Source organism: Chryseobacterium vaccae (assembly GCF_009602705.1).
Lineage (GTDB): Bacteria > Bacteroidota > Bacteroidia > Flavobacteriales > Weeksellaceae > Chryseobacterium > Chryseobacterium vaccae.
This window is the reverse complement of record NZ_VSWH01000001.1, coordinates 2,767,474-2,783,468: the sequence shown is the minus strand read 5'-3', so window position 1 is coordinate 2,783,468 and position 15,995 is coordinate 2,767,474. Positions and strand designations below refer to the sequence as shown.

The 15,995-nt window shown below is 37.7% G+C and carries 14 protein-coding genes; 9 read left to right on the top strand and 5 right to left on the bottom strand.

Translation table 11 applies throughout. The features are described from left to right. Nucleotides 1-44 precede the first annotated feature (44 nt). The 3 genes from aspS to FW768_RS12650 form a co-directional block, all read right to left on the bottom strand. Nucleotides 45-1,799, bottom strand: coding sequence for an aspartate--tRNA ligase (aspS, locus tag FW768_RS12660; protein ID WP_153395940.1), 1,755 nt, complete (start codon nt 1,797-1,799; stop codon nt 45-47). A 200-nt stretch (nt 1,800-1,999) separates the two neighbouring features. Further along, nucleotides 2,000-4,186: a S41 family peptidase gene (locus FW768_RS12655; protein WP_153395938.1), complete on the bottom strand. Its 2,187-nt coding sequence runs from the start codon at nt 4,184-4,186 to the stop codon at nt 2,000-2,002. Nucleotides 4,187-4,413: 227 nt separating this feature from the next. Then, a complete protein-coding gene (locus FW768_RS12650) occupies nt 4,414-4,704 on the bottom strand; it encodes an ankyrin repeat domain-containing protein (RefSeq protein ID WP_394349976.1) in 291 nt (96 codons plus the stop codon). 142 nt (nt 4,705-4,846) lie between these two features. Here FW768_RS12650 and FW768_RS12645 point away from each other — a divergent pair, with 142 nt between their 5' ends. From FW768_RS12645 to FW768_RS12615, 7 genes are all read left to right on the top strand, one after another. Continuing rightward, nucleotides 4,847-6,241, top strand: a complete 1,395-nt coding sequence (locus FW768_RS12645) for an MATE family efflux transporter (protein WP_153395934.1) — start codon at nt 4,847-4,849, stop codon at nt 6,239-6,241. Nucleotides 6,242-6,451: 210 nt separating this feature from the next. Continuing rightward, nucleotides 6,452-7,942, top strand: a complete 1,491-nt coding sequence (locus tag FW768_RS12640) for a hypothetical protein (protein WP_153395932.1) — start codon at nt 6,452-6,454, stop codon at nt 7,940-7,942. A gap of 248 nt (nt 7,943-8,190) precedes the next feature. Continuing rightward, nucleotides 8,191-8,826: a hypothetical protein gene (locus FW768_RS12635; protein WP_153395930.1), complete on the top strand. Its 636-nt coding sequence runs from the start codon at nt 8,191-8,193 to the stop codon at nt 8,824-8,826. A gap of 388 nt (nt 8,827-9,214) precedes the next feature. Further along, on the top strand, nt 9,215-9,922 hold the full coding sequence (locus tag FW768_RS12630) for an SMI1/KNR4 family protein (RefSeq protein ID WP_153395928.1): 708 nt from the start codon (nt 9,215-9,217) through the stop codon (nt 9,920-9,922). A gap of 16 nt (nt 9,923-9,938) precedes the next feature. Beyond that, nucleotides 9,939-10,391 carry a hypothetical protein gene (locus FW768_RS12625; protein WP_153395926.1) on the top strand — a complete coding sequence of 151 codons (453 nt, stop codon included), beginning with the start codon at nt 9,939-9,941 and terminating at the stop codon, nt 10,389-10,391. 187 nt (nt 10,392-10,578) lie between these two features. After that, complete coding sequence (locus FW768_RS12620) at nt 10,579-12,786, top strand: tetratricopeptide repeat-containing sensor histidine kinase (RefSeq protein WP_153395924.1); 2,208 nt, start codon at nt 10,579-10,581, stop codon at nt 12,784-12,786. 2 nt (nt 12,787-12,788) lie between these two features. Next, nucleotides 12,789-13,418, top strand: coding sequence for a response regulator transcription factor (locus FW768_RS12615; RefSeq protein WP_153395922.1), 630 nt, complete (start codon nt 12,789-12,791; stop codon nt 13,416-13,418). 75 nt (nt 13,419-13,493) lie between these two features. On the opposite strand, the gene FW768_RS12610 is transcribed toward FW768_RS12615, so the two are convergent. Continuing rightward, nucleotides 13,494-14,060, bottom strand: coding sequence for a hypothetical protein (locus FW768_RS12610; protein WP_153395920.1), 567 nt, complete (start codon nt 14,058-14,060; stop codon nt 13,494-13,496). Between the two features lie 225 nt (nt 14,061-14,285). Here FW768_RS12610 and FW768_RS12605 point away from each other — a divergent pair, with 225 nt between their 5' ends. Next, complete coding sequence (locus tag FW768_RS12605; RefSeq protein ID WP_153395918.1) at nt 14,286-14,849, top strand: hypothetical protein; 564 nt, start codon at nt 14,286-14,288, stop codon at nt 14,847-14,849. 290 nt (nt 14,850-15,139) lie between these two features. Then, a complete protein-coding gene (locus FW768_RS12600; RefSeq protein ID WP_082377253.1) occupies nt 15,140-15,253 on the top strand; it encodes a 30S ribosomal protein THX in 114 nt (37 codons plus the stop codon). Between the two features lie 53 nt (nt 15,254-15,306). Here the strand turns inward: FW768_RS12600 and FW768_RS12595 are convergent, their stop codons facing one another. Then, on the bottom strand, nt 15,307-15,960 hold the full coding sequence (locus tag FW768_RS12595; RefSeq protein ID WP_153395916.1) for a DUF937 domain-containing protein: 654 nt from the start codon (nt 15,958-15,960) through the stop codon (nt 15,307-15,309). Between the last annotated feature and the right edge of the window lie 35 nt (nt 15,961-15,995).

Below are 15,995 nucleotides of genomic sequence, written 5' to 3'. Positions count from 1 at the left end.
GGTTTTTATATTAAACCAACAAATTAACTGTTTTTTGATAAGGTTTATGCTTTTAAATTCAGCTTAATTTCCAATTCATCCAGCTGTGCTTCTGCAATGGAAGCCGGAGCATCAATCATCACATCACGACCTGAATTATTCTTAGGGAATGCAATATAATCTCTGATTACTTCATTTCCGTCAAGGATCGCCACTAAACGGTCAAATCCGAATGCTAAACCACCGTGAGGAGGTGCTCCGTATTTGAATGCATTCATCAGGAATCCGAACTGTGCTTCTGCTTCCTCTTTGGTGAATCCTAAAAGGTCAAACATTTTAGACTGAAGGTCTTTGTCGAAAATTCTGATAGAACCTCCTCCGATTTCGTTTCCGTTAAGAACCATATCGTAAGCGTTGGCTCTTACTTTACCGGGATCAGTTTCAATCAAATGAGTATCTTCAGGTTTAGGAGAAGTGAAAGGGTGGTGCATCGCGTGGTATCTTCCGGTTTCCTCGTCCCATTCCAGAAGTGGGAAGTCTACAACCCAAAGTGGAGCGAATTCATTTCCTTTTCTTAATCCCAAACGGTTTCCAAGCTCCATTCTTAAAGCAGAAAGCTGAGCTCTTACCTTATTTTCATTTCCGGATAAGATTAGCATTAAATCGCCTTCCTTAGCTCCGAATTTCTCGATAATCTTCGTTAAATCTTCTTCGTTATAGAATTTGTTTACCGATGATGTTTTCACACCGTCATTCTGGAATTTCGCCCAAACCATTCCTGAAGCTCCGATCTGCGGACGTTTTACCCAGTCAACAAGCTCATCGATCTGTTTTCTTGTATACTCTGCACATCCCTCTACATTGATTCCTACAACAAGCTCAGCTTCATCAAATATTTTAAAATCTTTTCCTTTTACCAGTTCGTTCAGCTCTACGAATTCCATTCCGAAACGGATGTCCGGTTTATCGTTTCCGTATTTTCTCATCGCATCGGCAAAAGTCATTCTTGGGAAATCTCCGAACTCTTTTCCTGTAATATCTTTTAAAAGGGTTTTGGTCATTCCCTCAAAAACATTCATAACGTCTTCCTGCTCCACGAAAGCCATTTCACAGTCGATCTGTGTAAATTCCGGCTGTCTGTCCGCTCTTAAATCCTCATCACGGAAACATTTTACGATCTGGAAATATTTATCCATACCGCCTACCATCAGAAGCTGTTTGAATGTCTGTGGAGATTGCGGAAGGGCATAAAACTGTCCCGGATTCATTCTGCTCGGCACCACAAAGTCTCTCGCTCCTTCCGGAGTAGATTTGATCAGTACTGGTGTTTCCACTTCAATGAATCCTTCGTCTGAAAGGTAATTTCTAACCTTCTGAGCCATTTTGTGACGGAAGATCAGTTTATCTCTTACCGGTGCTCTTCTGATATCCAGATAACGGTATTTCATTCTCAGTTCCTCGCCGCCGTCTGTTTCATCTTCAATAGTGAATGGGGGAAGCTGAGAGTCATTAAGGATTGACAGTTTTTCAACTAAAATCTCAATTTCTCCTGTCGGAATATTAGGGTTTTTGCTTACTCTTTCAATTACTTTTCCGGTAACCTGAATCACAAATTCCCGGCCTAATTTTTTAGCCTCTTCCATCAGCTGCGCAGAAGAACGCTCCTGGTCCAAAACCAGCTGGGTAATTCCGTAACGATCCCGAAGATCTATCCAAATCATAAATCCTTTATCACGGATAGTCTGTACCCATCCTGAAAGTGTAACTTCTTCATTTAGATTTTTCAGAGATAATTCTCCGTTGGTGTGTGATCGAAACATAATTATTTGTTTAAAGTTCAATGATTAAGATTCAAAGTCTGGTTTTTCAGAGTTTGATTATCGGACTTTGAATTCAGGGTGCAAAGATAGGATTTTTGAAAGTTTTATAAACAAAAAAACTCCCTTTCGGAAGTTTTTTGAATTTGTTTTGTGGTAAAATGAAGCGTGCAGCCTCAAAATTGGTCTCAAAGACTTTAAGATCAGCTTTTGATCCATTCAAGTGCTTTGTCCAGCACCTCATCTTTATTATTTTTGATTCCCTCAACAGTAGGTTTTACTTCTACATCGGGAACAATTCCTATTCTCTGGGTTTCTTTTCCATCCGGATAATAGATGCCGATACCGCTGATCATGGTGCTGATATTTCCCGGAAGAAGAATTCTCGAAACATTTCCGTCTGCACCGGCAGTTGTAGATCCGAAAACCTTGGCAGTAGGAGCTGTTCTGAAGGCCATAGTATGATATTCAGCACTGCTCTGGGTAGTTTCATTGATCAGGATGGCGATTTTTCCCTTATAATAATCAGCACCATTCCCATCTACTGCAAGATTTGGAGTAAAGGTGAATAGACCTGGCATCTGATTGGTAGTTTGGGTAAATTTTACAAAATCGGTAGAATTCTGCTTCAGCAGTTTTCCCATAGAGAATACAACGAAATCAGGCGGATAGCTTCTGAAATCAATGACAATCCCTTTCGTACCTTTCATCTGCTCGAAAATTTCCGGAAGTTTTTTGCTGTCTGAGCTTCCCATAAAGAAATAACCCGTTTTATCATCCAGCATTTTAAAGAACTCTCTCGTCTCTTTTTTAGGATTCAGATCCTTAAATTCATAGGTTTTTATCGTTTTGCTTTCTGATTTTCCGTTTCTTGAAATTTTAACGGTTACGGTCTCTACATTGCTTTTTAGAAGTTTTTTGGCAATATCTCTGAGCTGGGTAGGATAGTTGGATGCCGGAGTAAGTTTCAGCATCTCTTTTACGATTTGGGCAACAGACTTTCCATTGACTTCGGTGATAATATCTCCGGTCTGTAATCCTGTCTCAGCGCCCAATTGATCATTGTGAAAACCATTTACTACCGCTTTATTTTCGGCAAATACAAGCTTTACAGGAGAATACCTTGCTCCAAAGTGTTTTTCCAGGGCTTTATTAGCTCCCCATACATTGGCATGAGTGTCATGGATTCTTGCAATGATTTCTAAAGTGGAAAGCGTATACTCTGTTTCATTTTTGGAATCTGCAAACTTCGGAATAAATTCAGATAAAACCCCTTTCCAGTCTTCCTGGATAAGATTTTTGTACGGAAAAGTATATTGAATGATATTCCAGTATCTGTACAGGGAAAGAAGACGGAAGCCTGCATCAGGATATGTACTGTTCTCATAAGGTTTTTCACGCTCAAAATCAGGATTTCCTACCCCTTCATAGAAATCCAGATAATAATTGGCTTTAGGCCTTTTAGCATCTTTTAGCTGGAGAAGAAGATCAGAAAGTTCTTTTGAAAATCCTGAATTGGTAATCCAGTTCAGATCCGGAGTGATCTTTACGTTTTTGGAATCAATAGCTATTTTTTCAGTCTGAAAAGTTCCCAGTCCTTTAATCCATTCTGTAAGGATTTTGTCTCTCTCCTGTGCTGAGGTTCCGCTGATTTTTGGAAGGATTCTGAAAAGCTCATAATCCCAGTTGTATTTTCCTTCAGCAACATTGGGATGGTAATATTTTAAATATCCCCAAATGAGGCCAAGGTTCTTTAAATTATCAAGATTCTTTTTGCTTAGATCAATACTGCTGATTTTGGAGCCATTGTCAAATTCTTTATCAAGATCGGCATTGAATTGTTTTTTCTGGAAAACGGCCGCTTCCTGGATATCTTTGCCGTCTATGGTAATTTTAATATCATCAAACCAGGCTTTCCCTTTACCTGTTAAAAGTGTACCGATGAAGATCTTTTTGGTTTCTGCAGGAGACAGATCAAGGGTGGTTTCGTATTTCGTCCAGGGTGTAGTGCCTTTGATGCCTTTATCCTGCATATTATTGAATCCTATTTTCGGATCGATGCGCATCCAGAATCCGGCAAACCCTTCAGTTACATTTTCTGTTTTGATATAGCCGGAAATAGTAATTTTCTTTCCGGCATAATTTTCAGGAAGAATACGCATCATGCCTACCATATCAGCTTTTTCCGGAGCTTCTGCCAAAACAGAATATTTTCCTTCATATTTTTCCTTTCCATCTATCGAGATCGTTGATTTTCCTCCATCAATAATAGTCCATGATTTCGGAAGGTTATTTTCATTATTTTCAAAATTCAGATTGTCAATTTTCGTTTGGCCTTGATAGCTGGCGAAAAACAGAAGCGCAAGAAATGCTGTAATGTTTTTTTTCATGGTTTTAATTTTTCCCAAATCTAGGGAGTTAAACAGGTTATATGCTACACAAAACGCTTTTTTTATGGAAATATTATAATTGTAGATTTTCTTTTTAAGGAAACTTTAACAGATATGTGCCTAATGGGGGAATTTTTGATCATATGATGTATAATCCAGATGAATCGCATATATAAAAATTCCCGGATGTTCGTTATCCGGGTACAATATAGGTGATGTAAATCAATTTATTCTAAAATTTTGATGACCTCTGGTTCGTCATATTTCTTTGCATAATCCAGAGCGGTGTATCCTCTTTCTGTTTTAGTATTTTTTTGGGCTCCTGCTGCCAGAAGTTTTTTTGCCATTTCTGTATTCCCATATTTTGCAGCGAACATCAATGGGGTTTTACCGTCACAGACACTCTCCAGATTAGCCTTTTCTTCTAAGAGTTTTTGAAAGACTTCCTTACTGTTCATTTTAATGGCCAGTGACAGCAATGAATAGGAGGTATTCTCTATTTTGGAACAGTTGTTAATGTATAAATATTTATTGTATTACGATAATAAATTGTTGTTGTTTTATTTTTGGATAATAAAAAAGTATTCTTTAAAAACTTTTCATATGCTAAGTATCATTCAGTTTTGAATCAATATTTTTGCTTAAAATAAATCCGGCAGCATGTCAAAATATATCAGTTTTATTAAAAAAGCATTAAGCGGAGAGGAGGCAGACTATACAAAAGCAGACATAAGAAGTGCTGTACTTCTTTTAGCCATCCCAATGATGCTGGAAATGGCGATGGAATCTGTTTTTGCACTGGTTGACCTGTATTTTGTAGGCCATTTAAAAGAAAGCGGCTATGCAATACAGACGGTTGGCCTTACAGAATCTGTACTTTCTGTGATGTACTCCATTGCGATTGGGATGAGTATGGCGGCAACTGCTTTGGTAGCCCGAAGAATTGGTGAAAAAAATCCGGAGAAGGCATCCAGGAGTGGGGCACAGGTTCTGTTGGTATCATTTGCTGTTACTTTTATTCTGAGCATACTGGGTGTGGTCTTTGCCGAAGAAATCTTAATTCTGATGGGTTCAAAACCGGAAGCTGCAGCTTATGGAAAGGATTTCACAAGGATTATGATGGGAAGCAGTGTGATTATTATGCTTTTGTTTCTGATCAACGGGATTTTCAGAGGCGCTGGAAATGCTGCCATTGCCATGAAATCCCTCTGGATTGCCAATATTGCCAATATTATCCTGTGTCCGGTACTGATTAAAGGTTTCGGGCCTATTCCTGCTATGGGACTGACAGGAGCAGCTCTGGCTACTACAATCGGAAGAAGTATCGGGGTTATTTATCAGCTCTATCATCTTTTAATTGCAGATACCCAGATCAGAATCAGGCTGTCTTATTTTAAGCCACAGTTTGAGCTGATAAAATCTATTGTGAAAATTGCAACACCCGGGATTTTTCAGTTTGTGATTGCTTCATGCAGCTGGATTTTTCTTGCCCAACTGGTTGCTACCACGGGTGGAGAAGATGCTTCCGCAGGTTATCAGACGGCTTTGAGGCTGATGATGTTCTTTATGCTTCCGGCCTGGGGGCTGAGTAATGCAGCGTCTACGCTGGTGGGACAGAATATGGGAGCCGGGGAAATGCTGAGAGCAGAACAGTCTGTGATGAAAACCGTAAAGTATAACGTCATCTTCATGCTGGCAGTAAGTCTCATTTTTTTCCTGTTGGGAGATTTTCTGGTAGGATTTTTTACCCAGGAAACCGAAATTAAGGCTTTTGCTAAAAATGCACTACACATCATGAGTACCGGCTTTATTTTCTATGGAATAGGAATGGTCATGATCAATGCATTTAACGGAGCGGGAGATACCTGGACACCAACATGGGTGAATTTTTTCGGATTCTGGCTGTTTCAGATTCCGCTGGCCTATTTTCTTTCGAAACATATGGAAATGGGACCGAAAGGCGTCTTTATATCTATTCCGGCAGCCGAAACTTTAATTACGATTGTCGCTTTTATTCTGTTCAAAAAAGGAAAATGGAAAATGGTGAAAGTATGAGTAAGACAGAAGGAGGAAAGTTTTTAAAGATTAAGATGATAGTTTAAGCTCAATATATTTTTTAAATTAAAACAGGGAAAACGGTTGTTAATACATATTGACAGCCGTTTTTTATTTTTTGTCCCACCTGAAATATGGCTGATAACCGGGATTGTCTTATGCTTCAATTCTCTCTAATATTGATTACTCAGATGAATAGAATTTTGAAGCATGAAAATAACCCTATTTAGTATCTTTTGTATGCTGGCTTCAGTGGCAGCCTGTACACAGGAAAAAAAAGATAATTCTCAGTTAATTCCTTCAAAAACAAAAACCATAAACAATGTTCCGTTTTTAACGAAGCAGAATGATTTTATTTATGTGGATAAAACAAGTCTGAAACCTGTTAGCAATCAAAAATTCCGGAGTGCGTCCATATTTACTTCTACAGGTTTTGCCGTTGTTGAAAATGAAAAAAATGAATATGCTGTTATAGACGAAAATGGAAAAACAGTTCTGGATTTTTCAGCCATCCCAATCGGTCTAAATGTAGTAAACGGACTTACATTTTATAAAAAAGATATTGAATACGAAAAGAAAATGCCTGCCTGGAAGTGGGATTGGAATATCTTAGGAGGGGGTATCAAGAAAGAACAAACGTATCATAAAATTGAGATCGGAGTTGTAGAAACGAAACAAATCTTACTTGATAAAGACATTCCGTATCTGGAGGATAGTTATTACCTGAATTTTGTTTCGGTAGATGAAAGCCATGTTTTCTGGAACGAAGCCCTTTACGAAATCAAACAAGGCCGTTTACATAAAACGGAGCAGAATATTGCTGAATTACTGGAAAATAAACGCTTTATCAAAGCTTCCAATGCAACTTTTTCAATGTATGTTTTGGATCAGAAAAAACCAATTCACAGCGGGCTGAAAGGAACTGAAACACTTTTAATGCGGTTTGGAAAGGAAACCATAATGCTGAATGAGGTCAATAAAGAACGATATAACCCGGAAGTTCCTAAGCTTTTAGCAGATAACAGAAACGATGAGGTTTACCCTTTTCCACAATATGAAAAGGCATTCCCAAAAGAAATTACAAAGGCCACGGCTTCACAGATCGATTTTATAAAGAAAACTTCTCTGGTGTACTCCATAACGAATTCACCTTATTTTTTGCTTGGTGTTTTTAATTATGATCATGATATCTGGGCGTACGACTGGCTTTATATTGATACCCAAGGAAATGTTACAGATTCTATTGATACGTATAATTTCAAGGTTCTGGATCAGGTCGGAAACCTGGTCTGGCCCGACAGAAAAATGATTTTACCCAATCAGTTCAATAACAAAAACAAAAACTGGAAATTCGGAAAGATAAACTCTTATCAAGGGATGAATAACCTGTATCTGATTCGGGTTGAAGACGAAAAACAACGGAGAACCATGGGCTTGTGGAATAGTCATGACAAGGCCTGGGAGATCAGGCCAGAGTATCATGCGATCTCGGTTCTGGATACAGAAAAACAGATCTATACACTTCAAAAAGAGGAAAACGGATTGTATACACTTTATGACAACAAGAATAAGAAAAGTATAGGATCAAAAAGTTATACCTCCATTAATTCGGACGGACAGGTGAGTGTTAAGCTTAATTCAGGGCAAACCATTTATTACTATATTGACATTGCTTCAGGAAAAGAATACAAAGAGAATTAAATAACCGGAGAATTCGGGTTAAGGAGTTAAAAGGTAAAAGGTTGGAAGATGGAAGAAGGAGGCTGGAAATTACTTTTAGTTATACATATTGAAAGCTACCAGAAAATCAAATTAAATAAAAACAGATCAATATTTGTTCTTAATGACTTTCAAAACTTCCCTCTTCCATCATCCAGCTTCAAACCTGCATCCATCAGATTTTTTATTCCGAACTGAGGTTAAATAATACATTGAAAAAACATTAGACTATGATTTTTAGAAAGCTTTTACCTGTTGGCGCTTGTATTGTAAGTGTACTATCTTTTGCCCAAATGCGGACAGGAGTATATTTTTCTTCAGATAAAAAATACAAGGAGATTATTGATGAGGTTGGAAATCCATTATCAGGAAATCCGGTGATGATTGTGCAGGCATTTGTCCCTAACAATGGAAGTTATATTTGGTTTCTGAACGAAAGCAAAGCTAAAAGTCCCACTTATTTAGGGGAGAATCCAAAAGATTTACACGCGGGTATTTTTCTGGAAGATCATGGCGGATTAATTCCACAGGTAACCTTTAAAGACTTTTCACAAGGTCTGGCCCAGCCCAGATATCTGATCAATTTCTGTGAAATAGGTGATGCCGACAAGAATGGTTTCCCTGAGTTTTATCTTACTTATTTTGAAGAATCAGACGGTCTGGAAGCAAAACCTCTTAAGGTGATTATTTACACGAATATGGGTGGTAAAACATTATCAAAATCAAAAATTACCGGCTGGATCCCGTTTCAGGAAGAAGATCAGTATCGTGAAGTAAAAGATACCAACTTCAGCTTATTGCCCAAAGAGATAAGGCTGAAAGCTGAAAAAATATTAAAAGAAGCCAGAAAAGAAATGAATTATTGAAAGGATTTCAACCAATGCATAAAAAACCACTATTATCAGGGATATCTTCATTCATCCTCTTTTAATACCTTTAAACTCAATTTTTATTAGAAAATAAAGCGGTAAAACCTCTGGCAGTACTTCATTATAGTTAATGCCGGCTATTCACCCTTAGATAGACATTAATTTTTATAACTTTTATAGCTTTCTTTTTCACCCCGGATTAAAATGAAAAATTCTTATTTCGAACAAACACACAGTAATAAACAATGGGTAAAAACAGTAACAAAATAAAACTGAGTGAAGAAGAAGCTGTAAAAGTAATAGTTGATCTTGGCAGGATTGTCGTCTCACTGGACAAAATAAAAAGTTATATTGTATAAAAATCAATAAACAAAATAGTATAAGAATGACCACTTTTCAAGATTTAGAAAAAGAATTTAATTTTACCTACCCTGCGCTTTACAGGCAATTATACGATGATAAAATGCTTGATTGGGGTACGGAAGGAAGCGGTTGGTACACCCATGTTTTTCCCACTCTAAAGGAAAATCCGCCTTTGCTTCTGTTTGGGAATGATATTGAAATCTGGGATCCGGTGGCTTACCCTGGCGCAATCAGGGAAATCATTAACCACGAAATCTACGATATCAATCCCATATACAAAATGGTTCCTTTTGCGAAAAATGGAGCCGGCGATTTGTATGTTTTTCAATTGGATATGGAAGTCAATGGTGAAATTCCGGTTACTTTTTTTCCACATGACGATTCTGAAGCTGAAATTTTAGCCAAAAACCTACAGGATTTTATCTTCAGACAGCTTCTGGAATCTTTAACCGAAATGGATGAATATTCTATGTTTGAAGGGGATTCTGAAGACGAAATCAAAAAGAATTTACACAATCAGCTGAGAACCCACCGTAAATATTTAACATCTAATCAGATTGAAATATTAGAAGGGATTTATCAACGTGATATTTTTGAATATACCTACAAAGCACCGAATGGCCGCGAATTTGAAGCAGAAGGTCTGCTGACTTTTGACGAACTTGAAAAGCTCATTCAGAAGGAAATCGCCTTTGAAAAATTAAACACAAAATTTGATTATACAGAGTAAATAGATCAATAAAGCTATGAAAAATACTTTTGTTTTCCCATTTTTGTGCCTCATTTTGGTTATGACCTTTAGCTGCAAAGATCCTGAACGAAAAAAAACAAATGTTCCGAATGATCTGAAAAATACGCATTGGATTGTTGATGCAGGCGGACTTATTAAGCCGGATGGTGAGAAAACTTATGATCTGTCACCAAGAATAGACACTGCTTTGATTTTCAATTTTCACGCAATCAACTTTTTGGATGACGAAAAATTTGAAAGTTATGATAGCTGGGAATGTGGAAACGACTGCTTTACTGAAATATACGGAAGATATTATTTAACGGAAGTCAACCGGATAGAAATGGAAGTTGATAGTATAAGACAGTCAGGAACCTGTGAAGCACCTGTAAAGATTTTTAAACCAGCAGAAACCATGGCTTTTACTATGGTGAAACAAGGGAAACAGCTACAACTTATGAAAAAATAGATGACCTAAGAGTTAATAGCTGCCTTAAAATTTCTAAAACGACGGACTGCTCAGAATGATTTTTGAAGTGAAGAAGCGGAAAGGCAGGAATCTTTCACCCAAGAACATGGCTCAGAAATAGATCACGGGTATTTTGCCTATATTTACATTCTTTACGATAATAAAATTTAATAGAGATAAGGATTTGATGCACAGGTTGTTATTTATATGGATTGTACTGGTTTTTCCGTTTTTTGCTCAGGCACAGGATGCTGTAAGCAGATTGGAAAAGGAATATAACAATGCTTCAGATAAAACAACAGAACGGTTAAATCTGGCTCCCAAATACGCCAAAGCATTATTTCTACATAATGACAAAGATCAGTCATACCGGATTTTAAAAGCCAATATTCCCGTCGCAATAAAACAGGCTGATGGAAAGTATGCCACCATTCTATATGCTGTTCAGGCGATGAATTACAGGCTAGACAATAAAGAAGCTGAATCGTCAAAAAGTCTGGACCTGGCAAAAATATATAGCTTAAAAACAGATAATAAAGAAGCTAAAGGTTATTTTGAATATGCAAAAGGATGGGTTTTAGTACGTAACAATAAAACGACCGATGCCGTTGCCGCTTACCTGAAATCTATCGACTATTACGAAAATTCACCAACAACTTCTACTCTGTATGGAAGATTTGCTACCGTAGTTAAAGAATTGTCCACCATTTATTCTAACCTGAATGAATACCAGCTGGAAGAAAAATACAGCAAACAGTTTCTGGTGCTGGCATCCAAACAGAATGATCCCAATCTTATCTTCGATGCGTATATGCGGATGGGTTACGTGTACGAGCAAAAATATGTGCAGAGTCCATCAAATATTGACTGGAGAAATAAGGCAGAGCAGTACTATCTGCAGGCGGTTACCACTTTCAACAAAAGCAAGGATGTGATGCCCAATAAGAGTAATCTTTCCTATGCAGCCATCAATTTAGCCAACTTGTACACCAGTTTTGACAAAGAAAAGGCAATGAAATATGCCCAATTAGCAAACAAGGTAAGTCTGGAAACCGGCGATGCCATCCATATTGCCTCTTCATTTGGAATTCTGGCAGAGCTGGCCATACAGGATAAAAATTATGATTTAGCTAAATCTTACTTTCTGAAGGCTTCCATGGAAATTGGTAAAAGCCCTGTGAGAGATCACAATATAGAACTGTCAATTCTTGAATCTCTGTCCCAAATCAGCGAAGAGCAGGGTAATTACAAAGAAGCTTTGGTTTATTATAAAAGTTATGTAGATAAATACAAAAGCGTTTACGATCAGGAAAAACTGGATATAACCAAAAGGCTGGAATCGCAGTTTGAGAAAGAACGGCAGGAACAGAAATATATAAAACTGCAGCTGGAGAGTGATAAAAAGGCACAGCAGATCAGGTTAATCAACATCCTTAGAGCACAGCGTGAACAGGTTTATAACAACTTAAAACTGGTAGAAGAAAATCAACGGGAACGGCTGAAATTTTCAGAGCTTGAATCCGAAAAAAGAGCACAACAGCTTCGTTTGGCAAAATTAGAAACAAGGCAAAAGAACAACGACATCAACAACTATAAAAAGCTGTTAGCCTTCAAAGAAAAGATCAGTACTTACTATATTATTTTTATTGTGGTTTCCATTGTTCTGATCATCTTATTGCTGTATGCCTATAAACAAAGGGCGAATTCACTGAAGCAAAGAGATGAACTGCATGCTCTGGCCATGGAAAAAGAAAAGCAGAATTCAAAAATATCAACACTTACGGCATTGCTGGAAGGGCAGGAACAGGAGCGTGGCCGTCTGGCTCGTGATCTTCATGACGGACTGGGAGGTTTACTTTCAGGAACCAAACTTCAGTTGTCCTCTTTGAGTCCCCATCAATACGGAAATATAGAAGAAGGAATTTCAAAATCAATTACCCAGATTGATGGCGCCGTAGAAGAATTGAGACGGGTCGCACATAATTTAATGCCCGATTTACTCATGAAATACGGTCTGGAAACAGCCATTAAAGAGTTTGCTTCCCGCATGTCCAACAGTGCGTTAGACATCCATACTGAATTGATCGGTTACACCAATTCAATATCAGAAGAAAAGCAGCTGATCCTGTACAGGATTATTCAGGAATTGGTCAACAATGCCATAAAACATGCTGAAACTTCAGAAATTATTATTCAGATCAGTGAAGAAGAGAATATTTTAAATCTCACAGTAGAGGACAACGGCAAAGGTTTTGATCCAGCCAGTTTAGATGTGAGAAAAACAGCCGGTTTCCATAATATAGAGTCAAGAGTTCAGTTTTTAAAAGGAACGATGAACATCAGGTCCGAACTGAATATTGGCACCAGCATAGAACTTCAAATACCTATTCATTAAACATGATAAAAGTAGCTATAACAGACGATCATCCGCTTCTATTGGAAGGGCTGAAGAATATTTTAGGAAACAGTGATACCATAGATGTGGTAGATTGCTTCAGAAACGTTTCAGAAATGAATGAAGGTCTGGCAAAACAGGCTGTCGATATTTTGCTTCTGGATATTAATCTGGCAGATACCAACAGTATTGAACTCATCAAACCTTTAACGAAAAAATACGAACGCCTTCAGATTATCATGCTCAGCGTTCACAATGAACTGCCTGTAATCAACAGTACTTTGGCGGAGGGTGCTTTGGGATACATTCAGAAAAATGCTTCAGTTTCCGAAATTTTGGAAGGTATTAATACCGTTTATACCGGTCAACAGTTTTTATGCTCGCAGACAAGGTCTGTTTTGGAGAAAAAATCACCGGACGGATTGAGTCAGGTTCCGAAACTTACCAGAAGAGAAAAGGAAATTTTGGCTGAAGCCGCGAGAGGACTTACGACCAATCAAATGGCAGAAAAGCTTTTTATCAGCCCGCATACCGTAGAAAGCCACCGGAAAAATCTTATTGAAAAATTTCAAACCGCCAATCTGAGCTCAGCCATTAAACTGGCCATAGAATACGGTTTGATTATCGAATAATCTAACAAAAAGGTCTGCTTACATCGTAAAAGCAGACCTTTTTTATATAAAATCAAATAATTAGGTGTCTTATTATTAATCTTTGAACCTCAATGCAGCCTGGAACAGGTTTTTCTTTCCTGTTAAATCATATTCGTCATTATATACAGGCTCGTACATTAACAGATAAACTCTCCCGTCAAAATCTTTTAAATTGATAGGCTGATCTACCAGCACATCATAAAATCTAGTAATCGTGCGGGTACCCGTCCATTGCTTTAAGCTGCCTTTAGGGTTTTTATCAAATCTGTGATCTTTAGCATCGGTGTAGTACCAATATGACGGTGCCTGATCCATCAAAAACATTTCTTTGTCCTTATTATACAGTTCCTCTGCCATACCCGTATTCTGAAACCATGGAACTTCAGCACTGTAAACACCTAAAGCCGCTGCGTAAATATCCTTATTTGTGGTAGCTCCCACTAAAAAACCTTCAAGATCCGTAGAAGTAATTTCAAATTGGAAAGCTGATTTTTTCAGATCATAAACATCATTGACAGGCTTGATTACTTTTCCGTCCTGTTTGATAACTACTTTCAGCGACTGTGCAAAAGTTATTACACTTAATAAAGAAAAAAGGAGGGTTAAGCTTATTTTTTTCATGGTATATCTTTTAAATAACTGCTGCAAAGATATTGGACTTTGGTTCCATAAACACTGGCTGGTTTCAGGGGTTTTTCAGCTGGGTTAGCCTTGCTGAATTTAGATCAGTAGCCGATAAAATGCCTCATACAGGTCAGAAATGGCTGAAAACAGGGATATATTGAACGGGGTATTTTAGACAATTTTACAAACAGTAAATCAAATATTGTAAATTATTTTATAAAAATGAAAAATGTAATCATCAGTTTTTCTGTAGTGATCGCTTTTCTGGCTGCCTGCTCACCTTCTGCAGAAAGAAAAGTAAATAAAACAGATTCTGCGGAAATAAAAAAAACAGATACAAATGCTGTACTTATTCCGGCAAAGAAGACAGTAGCAGACCCAGAGCTGCCGGGCGACTTTTCAACATTGGTTCCTATTGATGTATTGAACAGTAAAAGTACCAATGTATATGAGAAATATGGAATAGAGTTCTCTGGCAATTGTTATTCATGCGATCTGGCAAGCCTATCTGTGACAAAGAATAAAATGGTATGGACCAACGTCTGCGATGAAAAAGATATTTTCGAAATCAATGATTTTTCATTCTCTAATGAGGGAAACAAAACGATTCTAAAAACACCGGAAAGAACTTATATTTTAACTCAGATAGATAAAGCCCCCGTTTATGAGCTTGTTATGGAAGGACAGAAACTGGAATTGAATAACAAAAGAATATCCAGGTATTTTACCACCCAAAAAGCTCTGTCACTTTTCAAAGAGCATGACTGTGGCGATTTTGAAGGATAGGGAAATTTTTAAATAGCTTTGGTTTAGGAAAGGGATTCTGATGGATGAAGCTTGAAGATAAGTAATAGGTAATGAGTAATAAGTGATAGTGATGATCAATATCTGTAACTAAAAATAATTTCCAACCTTTTAATCCAGACCAAATAAATAGATTTTCCGCTAAACGGGGTAGTATTAAACTTCCATCCTCCTGCTTCCATCTTCCCTCTTTTATAAAAACTTTAACAGCTTTATTCCCTGTGTTTTAAGTGGTTTTTTGTAAATTCGTTTCAATCAAAAAATACTTTACTATGGGAAAAGGAGACAAAAAATCAAGAAGAGGTAAGATCAATTCGGGAAGCTATGGAAAAAGAAGACCGAGAAAATCTTCTAAACGTGCTGCTGAAAACAAAGCAAAGTCGTAAAAGCAAAAAGGCCGGAGAAATTTCTCCGGCCTTTTCTAGGTATACAAATTAAATTATTTTCCTCCTAAAATATTTCCAAGGATACTGCCTAAGCCGCCACTTTGCTGTTGGTTGTTTCCACCTCCAAGTACGCTTCCTAAAATGTCATTTAACGGGCTTCCTGAAGATTGGGATTGTCCTCCTCCTAAAACACTTCCTAAAATGTCATTCAAAGGATTAGACTGTTGAGCCTGAGCCTGGTTGGATGCATTTCCAAGGATTCCTCCTAAAAGATCTCCCAAACCACCTGCACCTACATTGCTCTGCTGCTTTTCTTTTCCGATATAGCCCATTACAACAGGAGCTAACATGGCAAGGATTGGTCCTATTTTGTCAATGGAGATTCCTGTATTCTGAGAAAGTTGGTTCTCTACAGTGCTTTTTTGCCCGCCAAAAATATGGTCAAGGATAGATCCGCCTTCTGCCTGTCTTGATTCGATCTGTGAAGCGTCATTAAGGATACTTCCATCGTGGTCTTTATCCAGAGCGTTGTTCAGGGCTTCTGCTTCTTTGGAGTCCTGTGATTTGTTTCTGAGATAAGAAATAATCAGAGGGGCAGCGACTGCCAGTAAAGCAATAATCTGGTTTCTGCTGATTCCAAATTTATTTTCAGCCTGTTCAGCAACCTGATTGCTGGTGTTCCCTGTAAGTAGGTCAATTAAACTCATGTTTGTGTTTATTTAATTATTAAGTGAACCAAAGT